The following is a 16,430-nucleotide window of genomic DNA, read 5'->3' on the forward strand; positions in this document are numbered from 1 at the left end:
CCCCTACTGCCCTACTGCCCTACTGCCCTACTGCCCTACTGCCCTTCGGCGCGCCATACCGCGCCGCGGCGGCCAGCAGTACGCCCAGCATCAGCCCGTTGAAGATGTGCCACAGGAAATGCGTGCCGAGCGGAAAGCTGGCGCAGACCATCGGGTCGATCATGCGGAAGATGACGGACACCACGAAGATCGCCGACCCGGTCAGATTGTACCAGCCGGCCCGGTTGCCGCTCACCGTCACCCAGATACCGAAGAAGGCGAGCGCCAGGAACGGCGGCAGGTAGCCCGTCGTGCCGTTTGACGCCTGGCGCAGCCAATCCGGCACGGCGAAACTTATGGCCCCGGCCACCGCATAGAAGACGACGAAGATCGCGATCGCCTTGCCCCATTCCATCCCGAGGAAGCGGCGCAGGTTGAACAGCGTGTACGCCAGCGTGAAGCCGGCGATCGGCAGCACGTCGACCCAGACCGTGCCCTTGGTGGCGAAGGTATGGAAGATCGTCGAGCCGATGCCGATCGCCACCACCCACCAGGCCAGCACTTCAGCGAAGGTCCCGGTTTTCAGTCGGCGTACTTCCCGCACACCCCATAGTCCCGCGATAATGAAAGCAAGGTTAGTCAAAGCATTCGTCGGCTCGGCCCAAAGTCCAGGTCCGGTCCGCTCGCAATAGAGATCGACAGGGGTCAGGAGAGTTTGCCACATGGTGATGATGCCATCCCCGAATCGAACCACGTCGTGAAATGCAGTGTCTCTCCTATTGCGCCCTTACCTTCGGTTGCAATGGCAAAAATTTCACCGCAACGTGACTTCCCGTTGACTTCCGCTTCTGCCACATATTTCAACCAATCAAAACAAAGCCGGCGCCACCGGCGGGAATTGGAATGGTCATGGCCTGGCGAAGATCACTGTGGCTGGCAGCGTTTGCGCTGGCCTTCTCGGCTTTTGCCGATGCCGGCCATGCCGGCGAAGCCGAAAGAATCCAGGCCGAGAGAGCCCAGCCCGACAAGCCGCTCGGCGTGGTCGAACTGTTCACCAGCCAGGGCTGCAGTTCCTGTCCGCCGGCCGACGCGTTTTTCGCCGAACTCGCCGCCAGGGAAGATATTGTCGCGCTCTCCTACCATGTCGATTATTGGGACTATCTCGGCTGGAAGGACACGCTGAGCCGCAAGGAAAACACCGAGCGGCAGAATGACTATATGCGCGCCTTCGGCAGCCGCTCGGTCTATACGCCGCAGGCCGTCCTCAATGGCCGCGTGCATGTCAACGGCGCCAATCGTGGCGAGGTCAACGGCGCGCTCGCCCGCATGGCGAAATCCGGCGAAGGCATGCATGTGCCAATCAAGATCAGCCGTACCAGCGACCGCGTGATCATCGATGCAGGCGACGCCGGCACCGGACCCAACGATGCCCATGTCGTGATCGTCTATTTCGAGCCGCCGCAGACGGTCAAGATCGCCCAGGGCGAGAACTCCGGCCGCAAGATGACCTATTGGAACGCCGTCACCAGCATCCAGACCGCCGGCATGTGGCACGGCAAGGCGCAGCGCTATGAACTGCCGTTGAGCGAGATCACCAAGAAGGGCGGCTGCGCCGTCCTTTTGCAGTCGGTCGGCAAGGACGGCATGCCAGGCCCCATCCTCGGCGCCGCCTTCATCCACAAGCCGTAACGCCTCTTCCTTCTCCCCTTGTGGGAGAAGGTGGATCGGCGCGATAGCGCCGAGACGGATGAGGGGTGCTGGACGGATCGCAACGTCGAACTAATCTTGCGCAATGCCGCATCAGCCAGTTCCACCAGCCAAAACGTCGCTTCGCTCGCTCCCTTCGGCGCGACATGACGGAAGCGGAAGACAGGCTTTGGCAAGAGCTGCGTGGCCGCAGGCTCGACGGGATGAAATTCCGGCGCCAGATGCCGGTCGGAAAGTACATTGCCGATTTTGTCTGCGTCGAGGCAGGACTGATTGTCGAGATTGATGGAAGCCAACACGCTGAATCATCTTACGACAACACACGTAGTGCGGAACTGAAAGCGAGAGGCTTTTGTGTGTTGCGCTTTTGGAGCGACGACGTGCTGAAGGATTTGAACGGCGTTTGCGACACCATCATTGCCTACGTACAGGATCTCAACCTGCAACGGTGGCGGTGATCGAACGCCGGCGTCAAGCTGGAACACCCCTCATCCGTCTCGGCGCTGCGCGCCGATCCACCTTCTCCCACAGGGGGAGAAGGAAAAAGGCCAACAAAAAACCGACGTCAGCTTGCTTCTGACGCCGGTCATTTAGGTTTTGGGATCGTCGCACCTGATTTTTCCAAGGAAAAACCGAGGTTGGTTCGATCCGACGCTGACCCGTGGGCGGGGGGCTTGGGGTTTACGAGCCGGTGCCGGACCGAACCGTCTCAGGCAACACGGGTAAATTCGTCGGACATTGGGGCATGAGCGCGGATAAAAAAAGGCAGAAATGTGGCGAAGCATCACCAATTCCAACAGGCTGCGTTACAAAAGTGACTGGACGTGGCAGAAATGGCGCGCCGCCGCACCGCTTCGCCGGCTCTTGCAATTGCAGCGCGAAGGGGCCAACTTTGGTTGGCAAAGATTCATTTTGAAGGATCGAGGCATGAGCGACGACAGCGGCGGGACGGGGGATGGTGACGCATCCGCAATATTGATCCCGCTGCACGAGGCGCGACATGAGCGCCTCGACCAGCCTGTGCGCTTCGACCGGCGTGAACTGGACCAGATCCTCAGGCTCTACGGACGCATGGTCGCCGCCAATGAATGGCGCGACTATGCCATCGATCATCTCACCGACAGGGCCGTGTTTTCCGTCTTCCGCCGGGCCAGCGAAGTGCCGCTGTTCCAGATCGTCAAGGATCCGAAACTGGCCCGCAAACAGGGCGCCTTCGCCGTTATCGCCGCCGGCGGCCGCATCCTCAAGCGCGGGCAAGAACTCGGCCGCGTGCTCGGCGTCTTCGACAACAAGCTCAGGGTTGTGGGAGCTTGAGCGGACAATTGGAATTGAGGAACTCAGGAACTGAGGAACTTAAGAAAAGGCTCGACGCCTGAAGAAACCGCCTTCTTCTTCAGTTCCTCAGTTCTTCAGTTCCTCAATTTCTCTCAGGCCCCGCGGAACTTCCGCTCAGGCAGCGAGGCCGGATCGGGCGGCAACGACGCGCCGCCATTCAGGGACAGCTGCATGAACACCGTGTCCAACCAGCGCCCGTGCTTGTAGCCGGAGCCTTCGAGCCGGCCGGAGTGGCGGAAGCCGAGCTTTTCATGCAGCTTGACCGAGGCGCTGCCTGGATGGCCGTCGCCGATCACCGCGACGATCTGGCGGAAGCCCGCCGCCTCGGCCGCCGCGATCAGGCTGCGCATCAGCATGAGGCCGACACCCTGGCCCTTGGCCTCCGGCGCGACATAGACCGAATCCTCGACGATGAAGCGGTAGGCCGGGCGCGGCCGGAAGGCACCGGCATAGGCATAGCCAAGCACGGCCCCGTCCTTTTCCGCCACCAGATACGGGAAGCCGCCGGCCGTGAGCGTGGCGAATCGCGTGCCCATCTCGGCGCGACCTGGCGGCTCCAGCTCATAGCTCGCCGTGCCATGCGTCACCGCGTCGGCATAGATTTCGGTGATGGTGTCGAGGTCGGCCGAAGTGGCCGGCCGTATCACGATAGTGCACATTCTTTATGCAGGCCTTCTGTCTGCTTCCGATAACAGCAAACGCCGGCGCAAAAGAAAAGGGCGGCCGTTGGGCCGCCCTTCCAAACCCGATGGTCCAGTCAGACCATGAAGCGTGCCTTAGCGGCGGTCGCCCATGAACTGGAGCAGGAACATGAACAGATTGATGAAATCGAGATAGAGCCTCAGCGCGCCCATGATGGCCTTGCGGCCGGCGACATCGGAAACGTCACCCTCGAAATACATCTCCTTGATCTTCTGCGTGTCGTAGGCGGTCAGGCCGGCGAAGACCAGGACGCCGATCGCCGACACGGCGAAGGACAGCGCCGACGACTGCAGGAAGATGTTGATCACCGACGCGATGATGATGCCGAACACGCCCATGATCAGGAACGAGCCCATCGCCGTCAGGTCGCGCTTGGTCGTGTAGCCGTACAGCGACAGCGCGCCGAAAGCGGCGGCCGTGGCGAAGAAGGTCTGCGAAATGCTGGCCGTGGTGTAGACCAGGAAGATCGACGACAGCGACAGGCCGACGAGGCCGGCATAGACCCAGAACGTGGTCTGCGCGGCAGCGACGCTCATCGACTGAATCCTGAACGACAGGAAGAACACGGCGGCCAGCGGCGCCAGCATCACCACCCAGCGCAGCGGCGACCCGAAGATCGCATAGCCGAAGGACGTCAGCATCTCGCCGCTCGGCAGCGTTGCGACAGCCGAGGCCGGATCGGTGGTGGTGGCCAGCATGATCGTGCCGACGGCGGCAAGGCCGGTGATAAGGAGGCCAAGCCCCATCAGATTGTAGACCTTGATCATATAAGCGCGCAGGCCCTGATCGATGTCGGCGCGGACGCCGGGCACCGCCGACGTCTGATAATTGCGAATGGGATCAGCCATTGGAATCCTCTATTGCTTCTGCCCCGTCCGGTGTCGGGCCTCTTGCGGACCCAGGCGCCGCTGGCGGGGCTCCAGCATGCCTGTGGCGAAATATGATGGTTATTCGCGTCAAGAACAAGACCGTAACCGGATGTAACGGTTCGTGAGAGGTCGAAATACCGATTCTCCGGGCTTCCGGGCCGGCATCCTTACCAAGATTTAATTGCGGAGGGCTCGCTCCGCCCCAGAGTCCCGCCAGGGATTAGAGAGTCCGGCCAGGGATCAGAGGTCGCGCAGCACCGGTGCCGCCTTGTGGCCCAGCACCCGCCAGGTGCCGGCAAGACCGATGCCGACCGTGATGACCAGCGCAAAGACGATGGTTGCCACGGCCACCTCCGGCATGAAATGCGACGGCAGCGTCATGATGCGGGCGACGATGTACCAGGCCGCGATGCCGCCGGCGGCCAGCGCGAAGATGGCCGTGGCCAATCCGATCAGCATGTACTCCAGGGAGAACGCCGTTATCAGCGTCCTCCTGGTCGCGCCGAGCGTCTTCAGCACCACGGCGTCGTGGATGCGTGCCCGGTTGCCGGCGGCAAGCGCGCCTGCCAGCACCAGCACCGAAGCGATCAGCGCCACCCCGGCCGCGGCCCGGATCGCGGTGCCGAGCTGGCCGACCAGCCGGTTGACGACATCGAGCGCGTCCTTGACGCGCACCGTCGTTACCGCGGGGAAGGCGCGGGTAACGGCATTGAGGATACGGGCATCGTCGGCCGTCGAGGCACTTTTTTCGGTCAGCGTCGCCATCCAGCCATGCGGCGCGCCCGCGAATGTGTTGGGCGAGAACACCATGACGAAATTGATGCCCATCGTCTCCCACTCGACCTGGCGGAAGTTGGCGATCCTGGCCGTCACGTTGCGGCCAAGCACATTGACGGTGACGGTGTCGCCGAGCTTCAGCCCGATCTCCTTGCCTTCCTGCGCCGAGAAGGAGACCAGCGGCTCGCCGGCATAATTGTCCGGCCACCACTCGCCCTCGGTCAGCGTCGCGTTTTCCGGCTGCCTGGCGTCATAGGTCAGGCCGCGATCGCCTTTCAGCACCCAGGCGCCCTCGGCCGGCACCTTGACCTTGTCGACGGCGACGCCGTTGAGCGCCATCACCCGGCCGCGCAGCATCGGCACCTTGACCAACGTGCCTTGCGGCGCCTCCTTGCCGACCAGGGCCGAGAACGCATCGACATCGCTGCTCTGGATGTCGACGAAGAAGAAGTTCGGCGCCCGCTCCGGCAGGCTGCCGGAGATCTGCTGCCGCAGATTGCCGTCGATCAGCGCCAACGTCACCAGCAGCGTCAGCCCGAGCCCCAGCGACAGCACCACCGATGGCGTCAAGGCGCCTGGTCGATGGATGTTGCCGACGGCGAGACGGAGCGCCACGGAGCGCACGCGCGGGCTCTTCCTTGCCACCCATTGCACCAACGCTCCGACCAGACGCAGCACCAGGAATGAAAAGATGGTGGCGCCGACGAAGATCGAGGCGATGCGCTGGTCGCCGGAAAAGAGGATGGCCAGAACCGCCAGCAGCAGGGCGATGCCGATGGCCGACGCAATATAGACAAGTCGCGGAAGGCCGCGGCCTTCCAGGCCCATCTCCCGAAACAGCGCCGTCGCCGGCACGTCGCGGGCGCGTCCGAGCGGCAGAAGCGCGAAGGCCAACGTCACCAGCAGCCCGAACAGCGCCGCCATGCCGAGCGCGCCGGGGTAGAAGCCGCCTTGCGCCGGCACTGGAATGACGGATTGAAGCGCGGCACTTGCGGCGAAAGGCATCAGCGCGCCGAGCACCAGACCAGCGGCGATACCGAGAGCCGCTATGATCAGGATTTGTACGAGATAGACGGTGAAGACAAAACCGCCGGAAGCACCGAGACTCTTGAAGGTGGCGATGACGCCGCGCTTGCCGTCGAGATAAGCGCGCACCGCATTGGCGACGCCGACGCCGCCGACCACCAGCGCCGTCAGCCCGACCAGCGTCAGGAACTGCGAGAAGCGCTCGATGTTGGACGACAGGGCGGGGGCGGCGTTGCCGCGCGTGCGGATCGACCAGCCAGCTTCCGGAAAATCCCTGGCCGCCTGATCCTGTATGGCCTTGAGCCGCGCCTCGTCGGCATCGGCGGGCAGCCGGATCTTGTAGGCGTTTTCGACCAGGCTGCCCGGTTGGACCAGCCCGGTCGCGGCCAGGCCCTCGGTCGAGATCATCAGCCTTGGCGCGAAGCCGAAACCGTCGGACACGGCATCCGGCTCGGTGACCAGCCTGGCGCGCAATTCGAAGGTGGCGGTGCCGAGCTTCAGCCGGTCGCCGAGCTTGAGATGCAGTCGTTCGAACAGAAGATCGGGCGCCGCCGCGCCAAAGACGCCGAATTCCTCGCCGAACAATTCCTGCTTTGTCAGCGCCGGCTCCGTTTCCAGCGCGCCATAGAGCGGATAGGCATCGTCGACCGCCTTGGCCTCGACCAGAGCCTGGTCGGAGCCGTCTGCCAGACGCGCCATCGAGCGCATGCTGGCGGTGCGCGAAACAACGCCCAGCCCGTCGAGGAAGCCATGTTCGGCCTGGCTGGCATCGCGCTGGTTGACCTGGAAGCGAAGATCGCCGCCAAGCAGCGTCTGGCCCTGATTGGCGACGCCGGCACTGATCGAACGGGCAACCGAATTGACGCCGCCGATCGCCGCGACGCCGAGCGCGATGCAGGCGAGAAAGATCAGGAAGCCGGACAGGCCGCCGCGCATCTCGCGCAACGAAAAGCGGACGGCGAGCTTCAGCGTCCGTGCCAGCGGCATCAGGCGGTGACCTTCAATGGGGTCGGCGGGGTCGGCGCCTCGATACGGCCGGAGCGCATCGACACCTGGCGCGCGCAGCGTGCCGCGAGCGCGGGATCATGGGTAACCAGCACCAGCGTCATGCCGCGCTCGGCCGCCTTGGCGAACAGCAGGTCGGCGACCTGCCGCCCCGTCGCTTGGTCGAGATTGCCGGTCGGCTCGTCGGCGATGAGAATGCGCGGCGAGGGCGCCAGCGCCCGGGCGATCGCCACGCGCTGCTGTTCGCCGCCGGAGAGTTCGCCGGGGTAATGGGTGACGCGGTCGCTGAGGCCCACGGCCGCCAGCTCGCGCGCCGCCACCGAAAACGGATCGGCATGGCCGGCCAGCTCCAGCGGCACCGCTACATTCTCAAGCGCCGTCATGTTGGGGATGAGATGGAAGGATTGAAAGACAATGCCAATGTTTCGGCCACGAAACGAAGCGATCTGATCCTCGCTTTTGCCATTGAGCAGCTCGCCGGCGATTCGTACCGTACCCGAATCGATCCGTTCCAAACCCGCCAACACCATCAGCAAGGTCGACTTGCCGGACCCCGACGGACCGACGATGCCGGTCGCCTCGCCGGGCGCCACCTCGAGGCTGACGCCCTTCAGCACATGGACTGACGACGCGCCCTCGCCGAGCGTCAGGGATACGTCTTTCAGCGCGATGACGGCTTCTGTCAAAATGAAAGCGTCCTATATCAGGGATGATGGCTTTGCTTGCTGGAAGCCGTCGCCGGAAGAATTCCTTGGTCATATGGGGCTTGCCGCATGTCTTTCAAACGCCAGATAGCCGCAGGCCTGGTCCTTTTCCTCGCCATTTGCGGCGCGATTTCGTCGGCGCGTGCCGAGCCCTTCAAGATCGTCGGCTTCGGTGACAGCCTGATGGCGGGCTTCGGGCTTGGACCCGGTCAAGGCTTTACCGACAAATTGCAGGCAGCGCTGCGTGCCAAGGGCCATGACGTGACCGTCGCCAATGCCGGCGTTTCCGGCGACACCACGAGCGGCGGCCTGGCGCGGCTCGATTGGTCGGTGCCGGACGGCACGCAGTTGGTCATCCTCGAACTCGGCGCCAACGATATGCTGCGCGGCATCTCGCCCGACATCGCCAGGAAGAACCTCGACGAGATGCTCGGCAAGCTCAAACAGCGCAAGATCGCTGTGTTGCTCGCCGGCATGCGCGCCGCGCCCAATCTCGGCGCCGACTACCAGAACGCCTTCGACGCCATCTTTCCGGACCTGGCGGGGAAATACGATGTCGCGCTCTATCCGTTCTTCCTTGACGGCGTCGCCGGACAGCCCGGCCTGCAGCTCGAGGACGGCATGCACCCGAGCGCAAGCGGTGTCGACCGGATGGTCGAGCGTATCCTGCCGACGGTCGAGAAGACCATCGCGGCGGTCCCGGGCGGCTCATGAGGCTGGATAAACTGCTTTCCCTTGCGGAAACTTTTGGCAAAGCCTGTGACCAATAAACCTCTTGCTCCATTCGACTATCGATGATTCGCTATGGATGACAGTTCGATTCGAGGAAGGGAGGCTTTTCATGCCGCGTCTTTTCACCGCCCTCGAAATTCCGCGTGACGCCGCCCTTTCGCTGTCCCTGCTCCGGGGCGGCCTGCCCGGGGCGCGCTGGATCGATGTCGAAAACTACCATCTGACGCTGCGCTTCATCGGCGATGTCGAGGGCCATGTCGCCGACGAGATCGCCAATGCGCTGGACCGTGTCCACCGGCCCTCATTCTCGCTGACCCTGTCCGGCGTCGGCGCCTTTGGCCAGAAGAAGCCGCATGCGGTGTGGGCCGGCGCTTCCGCCTCGCCCGATCTGGCCGGGCTTCAGGGCGAGATCGACCGCATCTGCCAGCGGCTCGGCATTCCCGCCGATCCGCGCAAGTTCATGCCGCATGTGACCTTGGCGCGGCTGCGCAATTCGAGCCCGCTGGATGTCGCCCAGTATCTTTCGGCCCGCGGCAATTTCTCCACGCTGCCATTTCGTATCGGCCGCTTCGTCCTGATGTCGTCGCGCGATTCGGTCGGCGGCGGCCCCTATATCGTCGAGGAGGCCTGGCCGCTGTCGGGCACCGACGCCCGCGCGGCCAGCCGTGTCGCCAGCGCCTCCGACGCCTCGCGGATCATGCGATAGACCTCGGCAAAGGCCTCCGGCCCGTCATAATAGGGATCGGGCACATCGCGCGCCTGTCCGTGCGCGAACTCCAGGAAGAGCTGCACCCGGTCCCGCGCGGCCGGAGCCAGCGCCTTGAGGTCGGCGACATTCGAGCGGTCCATGCCAAGGACCAGGTCGAAACGGGAGAAATCCTGCGGCGTGATCTTGCGCGCCCGCTGTCCGGAAATATCGATGCCGTGACGCATCGCGACCGCGATCGAGCGTGGATCGGGGGGCGAGCCGACCTCCCAGCCGCTGGTCGCGGCCGAGTCGAGCCGGATATCGCGGTCCCAGCCGCGCTCGGCCCAAACGGCGCGAAAAACGCCCTCTGCCAGCGGCGACCGGCAGATATTGCCGAGACAGACGAAAAGGATGGAATTTATGGGCGTTATGCTCATTCGATATGCGCCATTTGTGCATTTGGAACCCCAAAACCGCAAAACACTTTTGGGCGACTTGCAGTATGGTGAGGGTCAAAATTCGAGATAGCACGGGAAATCATCATGACGAGAGAAAAACTCAGCAAGGACGCCATCACCGCCGCCCTTGCCGAACTCGGCGGCTGGTCGCTGGCCACGGACGGCGCCTCGATCAGGCGCAGCTTCGTCTTTAACAATTTTTCCGAAGCCTTCGCCTTCATGACCCGCGTCGCGCTGGCGGCCGAAAAGATGGATCATCATCCCGACTGGTCAAACGTCTACAAGACCGTGGACGTGACGCTGAACACCCATGACGCCGGCGGCGTCACGGCGCTCGACATCGCACTGGCGAAGAAGATGAACCGCTTTGCCGGTGGTTGATGCCCGGTATCGCACGGTCGCCAAGACAGCGGAGAATCCCAAATCGGTGCCGGCATCTTGCACCCGAGTTCACCTTTCACCACATTTTCCCCGCGAGGCATGCGCCTGGATGCGCATGAGACCCGCCAGGAGACATTGATGGCGCAACAACCCGGTTTTGATTTCTTCGGCTTTGGCGACAGGCTGGGCGGCGAGGGCGAAGTGCGCGAGAAATTCTGGCGCACGGCGAAGAAGGCCGCGCGGCAGATCCCCTTCATGGAGGACGTCGTCGCCGCCTATTACTGCGCCATGGACAAGAACACGCCGTTGCGCGCCAAGGGCATATTGGTGGCGGCGCTCGGCTATTTCGTCCTGCCGGTGGACCTCATTCCCGACTTCATCTTCGGCCTCGGTTTCACCGACGACATCGCCGTGCTGACCGCAGCGATCACCGCCGTCAGCGCCCACATCACGCCGGCGCATCGCCAGGCCGCCAAGGACGCCATCGCCGACAAGGGCTGAGCGTCTTCGCGCGGTGCGCATCTTGTGGATGGAGGCGTTCGCAGCTCCGGTTGAAAAGTCAAACTCTTGCCGCTTTCGTGGCCTCCAAGTCGCCGAAGGGACGTCGCGCCGGCTGCCGACAAGGGCGGCGGCGCGGGAATGGCGGCGGTTTCCTGGGGTGAGCGTCCTTTTGTTGAGGGAAATTCACCGTTTGGTAACCCAGATTAAATCAAAATGAAGCGACGGCAGGACGCCAGGCGGCCCGCCTCCGCACCATTTGGAATACGGGAAAGACGATGCGCGGATTGATAGCACTAGTTTCGAGCCTGGTCCTGGCGGCCTCAGCAGCGCCGGCACTGGCGCAGCAGGCGACCAAGATCGGCCAGCACAATGCCTGGGGCACCTACAGCTATCAGGCGCAGGGCGGCAAGGTCTGCTACGTGCTGACCGTGCCGACCGACAAGCAGCCGCCGACGCTCGACCATGGCGATATGTTCTTCTTTGTCAGCCAGCGGCCTGGCCAGCAGGTGTCCTACGAGCCGCAGTTCATTGCCGGCTACAATTTCCAGGAAGGTTCCAAGGCAACCGTCACCATCGACAAGAAGTCGTTCTCGATGTTCACCCGCGGCAAGTCGGCCTGGGTCGAGAACGCCGCCGAGGAACCCGTGCTGATCGCCGCCATGAAGACCGGCACCGACATGAAGGTGACGGCGAAATCCGGCCGCGGCAATCCCACCTCCTATGTCTTCTCGCTGAAGGGCATTTCGGCGGCGCTGTCGTCGATCGCCAAGTGCAAATAAGCAGAGCTTAGCTTTGACGCAAAAGGCCGGGCCTTGAGGCCGGCCTTTTGCTTTTCAGGCATGGCCGGATTCCGGCGCGGCCTCCGCCCGCCGACGCCGGATCGCCTCGGCGATGAAGACGCGCGACAGCGCGTGATAGAGCGGCTCGTGCGAGATCATCCGGGCCGTGCCGTAGCCCAGCATCGAGGCCAGCATCAGCGCGATGACATTGTCGTGGTTGCCGGTCATCTCCAGGATGATGACGAAAGCCGTCATCGGCGCCTGCACCACGCCGGCGAAATAGCCGGCCATGCCGAGCAGCGCGGCGGCTCCCGCGCTGGCGCCGAACAAAAGGCCGAGCGAACTGCCGATACCGGCGCCGACCGCCAGCGAGGGCGCGAAAATACCGCCCGGAATGCCCGAAACCATCGACAGCAGCCCGGCCAGGAATTTTTCCACGAAGAAGAGCCATGGCAGCGGCGTACCCTCCACCGCGCCGCGCGCCTGCGCGTATCCGGTGCCGAAGGTCAGCCCGCCCGACGCAATGCCGATCACCGCCACGCCGAGCCCGCAGAATGCGGCCACCAGCAGCGCGCGAGCCAGGGGCTGCTGCGTGTGCCAGCGGCGGATCCGCCGCGTGATCTTTAGCGCCAGTAGCGAGAACAGCGCGCCGAAGCCGCCCCCGATGACGCCGCAGGCAAGCACCAGCGGCCACTCGGCGGCAAACGAGATCGTGTCTCTGGAGATGCCGAAATAGGTGTAGTTGCCGAGCAGGCCGAGCGATGCGATGCCGGCCAGGATGACCGCCGTCAGCACCAGCCCGTTGGTGCGCGCTTCATAGGTGCGACCCATTTCCTCGATGGCGAAGACGATGCCGGCCAGTGGGGTGTTGAAGGCCGCCGCGATGCCGGCGGCCGACCCGGCCAGGATCAGGCCCCGCGCCTGCGCCATGCCGCCCCAGCGCGCCGCCTGCAGCATCAGCGAGGCGCCGACCTGCACGGTCGGGCCTTCGCGACCGATGGAAGCGCCGCAGAACAGGCCGACGATGGTGAGCGCGATCTTGCCGGCCGCAAGCCGCAATGAGAGCAGGTGGTTGCGATCGTCGTCGTCACGCAGATGGCGCGCGGCGATTGCTTGCGGAATGCCGCTGCCTTGCGAGCCCGGAAAGAAAGCCTGGGCCAGCCAGGCGCACAGCACGAAGCCAAGCGGCGTGATCATGAGCGGCAGATAGAAGCGCCAGCCGCCGCCATCACCGATCATGACATGGAACAGCACCTGCGCCTTGTCGGCCAGCACCGCGAACAGCACGCTGATGACGCCGATCGAGACCGCTCCGGCCCAGAACACCAGGCGCGGCTGCCACACGCGCCGCGAGCCCCACATCGCGCGCGAGCGCCGCAGCAGAGGATATTTTCGTGATGTGCCGGCCATGTCTGTCCTCGTGTGGAGGGAATAGGGAGTAGGGCAGTAGGACCTGCCTTGCTACCTATTCCCCTACCCCGGCATGACTCTGCCCTCAACCTGTGCTATGCGCCGCGCTTCAGTTCCCGGCACGATGGATGAAATCGGCCGCAAACCGCTTATATCAGTGCGACCATGACCCTTTCCTTCGACCTCACCACTGAGGGTGCCCGTGACGCGTTGCGCGCCCGCGCCGCGCCCGAAAAGCCGTCGCTGATCGGCCTTACGCGCGCGGAGCTTGGCGAGGCACTCGTTGCGTCCGGCATCGTGCCCGAGCGCCAGGCAAAAATGCGCGCCCAGCAGCTCTGGCACTGGATGTATGTGCGCGGCGTTTCCGACTTTGCCGGCATGTTCAACATCTCCAAGGATCTGCGCGCCGAGCTCGACAGGCATTTCACCGTCGCGCGGCCCGAAATTGTCGAGGAGCAGATTTCTTCCGACGGCACCCGCAAATGGCTGTTCCGCTTTCCGCCGCGCGGCGCCGGCCGGCCGGTCGAGATCGAGACCGTCTATATTCCCGAGGAAGGCCGCGGCACGCTCTGCATCTCCTCGCAGGTCGGCTGCACGCTGACCTGCTCCTTCTGCCACACCGGCACCCAGAAGCTGGTGCGCAATTTGACGGCGGAAGAGATTCTCGCCCAGTTGCTCACAGCGCGCGACCGGCTGGGCGATTTCCCCGACCGCGACACGCCGGACGGCGCCATCGTGCCGGCCGAGGGCCGCAAGGTGTCCAACATCGTCATGATGGGCATGGGTGAGCCGCTCTACAATTTCGAGGCGGTGAAGAAGGCGCTGCTGATCGCCTCCGACGGCGACGGGCTTTCCTTGTCCAAGCGGCGAATCACGCTGTCTACCTCCGGCGTCGTGCCCGAGATTTTCCGCACCGGCGAGGAGATCGGCGTCATGCTGGCGATCTCGCTGCATGCCACCAATGATGATCTGCGCGACCTGCTGGTGCCGATCAACAAGAAGTATCCGCTGAAGGAACTGATCGCCGCCTGCCGTGCCTATCCCGGCCTGTCGAACGCCAAGCGCATCACCTTCGAATATGTGATGCTGAAGGACGTCAACGATTCCATCGAGGACGCCAAGGGCCTGATCAAGCTGCTCAAGGGCATTCCGGCCAAGATCAATCTGATCCCGTTCAACCCATGGCCGGGCACCAACTATCAGTGCTCGGACTGGGAGACGATCGAGAAATTCGCCGACTACATCAACAATGCCGGCTATGCCTCGCCGATCCGCACCCCGCGCGGCCGCGACATCCTCGCCGCCTGCGGTCAGCTCAAGTCGGAATCGGAGCGCATGCGCAAGGTCGACCGGCTGGCACTGGAAGCCATGATGATCGCGGGGCACGGCGAAGCGTGAGCTTTTCTTGGCGACTGGCGGCTGTTGCCATTTCCTATGCATTAGCCTCGCTCGTCATGCCCCTTGTGTTTCTTTTGTACGAAGACGCTTCCATCTTTTGGCGCAGCGGCCGGCTTTTCTTCGATCTGAAAGACCAGGTGGTGGCCTTGGTCGCGGGCACGATAATAGTCGCCATTTATGGCGCGCTGCCCGCGGTACCGCTGATTGTGGTATCGGAACTGACCGGGCGCCGGGGATGGACACTTTCGATCCTCGGCGGCGCCCTGGTGGGGACCGTTATGTTCGCGATCATGCAGATCTATCCGATGGCGCGGACGCGGCCCGCGCTCGACTTGCTGATTACCCTGATCGTCGCGGGTAGCCTGGGCGGCGCCGTCTACCGGCTGGTCATGGGACTGCTTCCGAGCGACACGCGCATCAGGACAGCCCGATGAACCGTCCCCTCGCCGGGCTCAAGCGCTTCGCCATCATAGCAGTCGGTTATGTCGCCGCTGTGCTGACCTCAATCCTGGTGCCTGTGCTGCTGATCACCCTTCTGGAAGGGATCGAATACGGCAACTGGTCCCTGGTCTTCACATTCGACTGGCTGGGTTCGTTCCCGCTCGCCGTGTTGACCGTGGCGATCTGCGCGCTGCTGATCGTCGGCCCCGCGATCTTGCTTGCCGAACGGCTGTCGCTGCGGGGATGGTTCTATTTCGCGGTCACGGGTGCGATCACCTCCATCGCATTTGGCGTTTTTGTTCCCGGCTCGGCTGGAGGCTTTGTGTTCAATCCGGGCTTTCTCGGGTTCCTGGCCACCGCCGGCACCGCCGCCGGGTCGGTCTACTGGCTCCTGGCGGGGCGCAAGTCTGGCCGTCCCCTACAGAGGGATGCGGGATGAACCGCCTCGTCGCCTATATCGTGCGCCTTGCCATGATCCTGTTCGGCTATGTCGTCGCGTCACTGGCGGCGAGCGCCTTCCTCAACATCCTGTTCCTGGCCTCGCTTGGCTATGCGCCGCAGCATGCGCAGTCGGCCGCAACCGCCTCGCTGTATTTTTCGATTCCCTTCGTCGCCCTGTTCGTCGCCTATTTCGCCTTCATGCCGGCGGCGATCGTCATCCTGGTTGCCGAAATCCTCGGCCGGCGCGACTGGTTGTATTATGCGCTGGCCGGTGCGGTGGTGGCGGCCGCCTTCCTTGGCCTGGTCGATCACGCCCAGGAGTCCATCTTCGCCGTGACCGACACCAGCGGCATCATGGCCGTCATCGGTGGTGGCATGGTCGGCGGCATCTTCTACTGGCTCAGCGCCGGGCGCTGGGCCGGAAGCTGGTGGAAGGACGCCCCTACTTCGCCTGGGCGGTCAGGATCCTGAGCGCGAAGGCCGAGAACACGCCGGAGAAGAGATAGTCGACGACCCGCGTGACGCGCGGGCTGGCCTTCATCGCCGCCGAAAACTTTTCCGCCGCCAGCACCGTCGGCACTGTCACCGGGATCGACAGCACGATGAACATGGCGCCGAGGAAGAACAGCTTTCCCGGCGCGTTGGGATCATGCGCGGAAACGAACTGCGGCAGGAAGGTCATGAAGAACAGGATGATCTTCGGGTTGAGCAGATTGACGCCGAGCCCTGCCGCCCAGCTGCGCAACAGCGAGATCTGCGGGCCTGTCTTCTTTTCTGGCGAAAATGCCGAGCCCTTGGCTATCGACTGCCAGGCCAGGAAGACTAGATAACCGGCGCCAAAAATCTTCAGCACGAAGAAGGCCATCGGCGAGGCGACGATCAGCGCCGAGACGCCGACCACCACCAGCGTGGTGTGGATCAGCGTGCCGCACAGCGCACCGGCCATCGAGGCAAAGCCGGTGACGCGCCCCTGGCTCAGCGTGCGCGAGACGAACAGGGTCATGTCGGGACCGGGGGTGATCGCCAGGATCACGGTGGCGACGGCGAACTGGATCAGCGTGGTGGTGTCGGGAATGAAGGACATGGAAGGCCCCTGG

General features: G+C 63.8%; 20 protein-coding genes. 12 read left to right on the forward strand and 8 right to left on the reverse strand.

Annotated features, from left to right (window positions below; genetic code table 11):
* Positions 1-19: 19 nt before the first annotated feature.
* Positions 20-703, reverse strand: coding sequence for a ceramidase domain-containing protein (locus FJ977_RS31705; RefSeq protein WP_140776108.1), 684 nt, complete (start codon positions 701-703; stop codon positions 20-22).
* Positions 704-882: 179 nt separating this feature from the next.
* Here FJ977_RS31705 and FJ977_RS31710 point away from each other — a divergent pair, with 179 nt between their 5' ends.
* From FJ977_RS31710 to FJ977_RS31720, 3 genes are all read left to right on the forward strand, one after another.
* Entirely contained in the window at positions 883-1,668 is a 786-nt protein-coding gene (locus tag FJ977_RS31710; RefSeq protein ID WP_140776109.1) for a thioredoxin family protein, read from the forward strand.
* Between the two features lie 65 nt (positions 1,669-1,733).
* Positions 1,734-2,144: a DUF559 domain-containing protein gene (locus FJ977_RS31715; RefSeq protein ID WP_246683381.1), complete on the forward strand. Its 411-nt coding sequence runs from the start codon at positions 1,734-1,736 to the stop codon at positions 2,142-2,144.
* Between the two features lie 469 nt (positions 2,145-2,613).
* Positions 2,614-3,000 (forward strand): DUF2794 domain-containing protein, encoded by a 387-nt coding sequence (locus FJ977_RS31720; protein WP_140776111.1) that lies wholly within the window; start codon positions 2,614-2,616, stop codon positions 2,998-3,000.
* A gap of 113 nt (positions 3,001-3,113) precedes the next feature.
* Here FJ977_RS31720 and FJ977_RS31725 read toward each other — a convergent pair whose 3' ends face one another.
* The 4 genes from FJ977_RS31725 to FJ977_RS31740 form a co-directional block, all read right to left on the reverse strand.
* On the reverse strand, positions 3,114-3,680 hold the full coding sequence (locus tag FJ977_RS31725) for a GNAT family N-acetyltransferase (protein ID WP_140776113.1): 567 nt from the start codon (positions 3,678-3,680) through the stop codon (positions 3,114-3,116).
* Positions 3,681-3,797: 117 nt separating this feature from the next.
* Positions 3,798-4,571 (reverse strand): Bax inhibitor-1/YccA family protein, encoded by a 774-nt coding sequence (locus tag FJ977_RS31730; protein ID WP_140776115.1) that lies wholly within the window; start codon positions 4,569-4,571, stop codon positions 3,798-3,800.
* Between the two features lie 261 nt (positions 4,572-4,832).
* Positions 4,833-7,382 (reverse strand): ABC transporter permease, encoded by a 2,550-nt coding sequence (locus tag FJ977_RS31735; protein WP_140776117.1) that lies wholly within the window; start codon positions 7,380-7,382, stop codon positions 4,833-4,835.
* Positions 7,382-8,086 (reverse strand): ABC transporter ATP-binding protein, encoded by a 705-nt coding sequence (locus FJ977_RS31740; RefSeq protein ID WP_140776119.1) that lies wholly within the window; start codon positions 8,084-8,086, stop codon positions 7,382-7,384. The genes FJ977_RS31735 and FJ977_RS31740 overlap by 1 nt, the downstream gene beginning before the upstream one ends.
* Before the next feature lie 87 nt (positions 8,087-8,173).
* On the opposite strand from FJ977_RS31740, the gene FJ977_RS31745 reads away from it, so the two are divergent.
* Both FJ977_RS31745 and thpR read left to right on the forward strand, forming a co-directional pair.
* Positions 8,174-8,818, forward strand: coding sequence for an arylesterase (locus FJ977_RS31745; protein WP_140776121.1), 645 nt, complete (start codon positions 8,174-8,176; stop codon positions 8,816-8,818).
* Positions 8,819-8,945: 127 nt separating this feature from the next.
* Positions 8,946-9,542 (forward strand): RNA 2',3'-cyclic phosphodiesterase, encoded by a 597-nt coding sequence (gene thpR, locus FJ977_RS31750; RefSeq protein WP_140776123.1) that lies wholly within the window; start codon positions 8,946-8,948, stop codon positions 9,540-9,542.
* Here the strand turns inward: thpR and FJ977_RS31755 are convergent.
* Positions 9,446-9,961 (reverse strand): low molecular weight protein-tyrosine-phosphatase, encoded by a 516-nt coding sequence (locus tag FJ977_RS31755; RefSeq protein ID WP_140776125.1) that lies wholly within the window; start codon positions 9,959-9,961, stop codon positions 9,446-9,448. The two genes, thpR and FJ977_RS31755, sit on opposite strands and share 97 nt — an antisense overlap.
* Positions 9,962-10,066: 105 nt before the next feature.
* On the opposite strand from FJ977_RS31755, the gene FJ977_RS31760 reads away from it, so the two are divergent.
* From FJ977_RS31760 to FJ977_RS31770, 3 genes are all read left to right on the forward strand, one after another.
* The gene (locus FJ977_RS31760; RefSeq protein ID WP_140776127.1) at positions 10,067-10,363 is read left to right on the forward strand and encodes a 4a-hydroxytetrahydrobiopterin dehydratase; all 297 of its coding nucleotides are present in this window, start codon (positions 10,067-10,069) and stop codon (positions 10,361-10,363) included.
* Positions 10,364-10,501: 138 nt separating this feature from the next.
* A complete protein-coding gene (locus FJ977_RS31765; RefSeq protein ID WP_127278702.1) occupies positions 10,502-10,864 on the forward strand; it encodes a YkvA family protein in 363 nt (120 codons plus the stop codon).
* Positions 10,865-11,139: 275 nt separating this feature from the next.
* Positions 11,140-11,643 (forward strand): invasion associated locus B family protein, encoded by a 504-nt coding sequence (locus FJ977_RS31770; protein ID WP_140776129.1) that lies wholly within the window; start codon positions 11,140-11,142, stop codon positions 11,641-11,643.
* 54 nt (positions 11,644-11,697) lie between these two features.
* Here the strand turns inward: FJ977_RS31770 and FJ977_RS31775 are convergent, their stop codons facing one another.
* Complete coding sequence (locus FJ977_RS31775) at positions 11,698-13,053, reverse strand: chloride channel protein (protein WP_140776131.1); 1,356 nt, start codon at positions 13,051-13,053, stop codon at positions 11,698-11,700.
* A 165-nt stretch (positions 13,054-13,218) separates the two neighbouring features.
* Between FJ977_RS31775 and rlmN the strand changes: the two genes are divergently transcribed.
* Genes rlmN through FJ977_RS31795 form a run of 4 tightly spaced genes read left to right on the forward strand, consistent with a single transcriptional unit; the run spans position 13,219 to position 15,804 of the window.
* On the forward strand, positions 13,219-14,451 hold the full coding sequence (rlmN, locus tag FJ977_RS31780; RefSeq protein ID WP_140776133.1) for a 23S rRNA (adenine(2503)-C(2))-methyltransferase RlmN: 1,233 nt from the start codon (positions 13,219-13,221) through the stop codon (positions 14,449-14,451).
* Complete coding sequence (locus tag FJ977_RS31785) at positions 14,448-14,885, forward strand: hypothetical protein (RefSeq protein ID WP_140776135.1); 438 nt, start codon at positions 14,448-14,450, stop codon at positions 14,883-14,885. Before rlmN ends, FJ977_RS31785 begins: the two co-directional genes overlap by 4 nt.
* Positions 14,882-15,331 (forward strand): hypothetical protein, encoded by a 450-nt coding sequence (locus tag FJ977_RS31790; protein ID WP_140776137.1) that lies wholly within the window; start codon positions 14,882-14,884, stop codon positions 15,329-15,331. Before FJ977_RS31785 ends, FJ977_RS31790 begins: the two co-directional genes overlap by 4 nt.
* The gene (locus FJ977_RS31795) at positions 15,328-15,804 is read left to right on the forward strand and encodes a hypothetical protein (RefSeq protein ID WP_140776139.1); all 477 of its coding nucleotides are present in this window, start codon (positions 15,328-15,330) and stop codon (positions 15,802-15,804) included. The genes FJ977_RS31790 and FJ977_RS31795 overlap by 4 nt, the downstream gene beginning before the upstream one ends.
* On the opposite strand, the gene FJ977_RS31800 is transcribed toward FJ977_RS31795, so the two are convergent.
* Positions 15,776-16,417 carry a LysE family translocator gene (locus FJ977_RS31800; protein WP_140776141.1) on the reverse strand — a complete coding sequence of 214 codons (642 nt, stop codon included), beginning with the start codon at positions 16,415-16,417 and terminating at the stop codon, positions 15,776-15,778. The genes FJ977_RS31795 and FJ977_RS31800 overlap by 29 nt on opposite strands.
* Between the last annotated feature and the right edge of the window lie 13 nt (positions 16,418-16,430).

Source organism: Mesorhizobium sp. B2-1-3A (assembly GCF_006442655.1).
Lineage (GTDB): Bacteria > Pseudomonadota > Alphaproteobacteria > Rhizobiales > Rhizobiaceae > Mesorhizobium.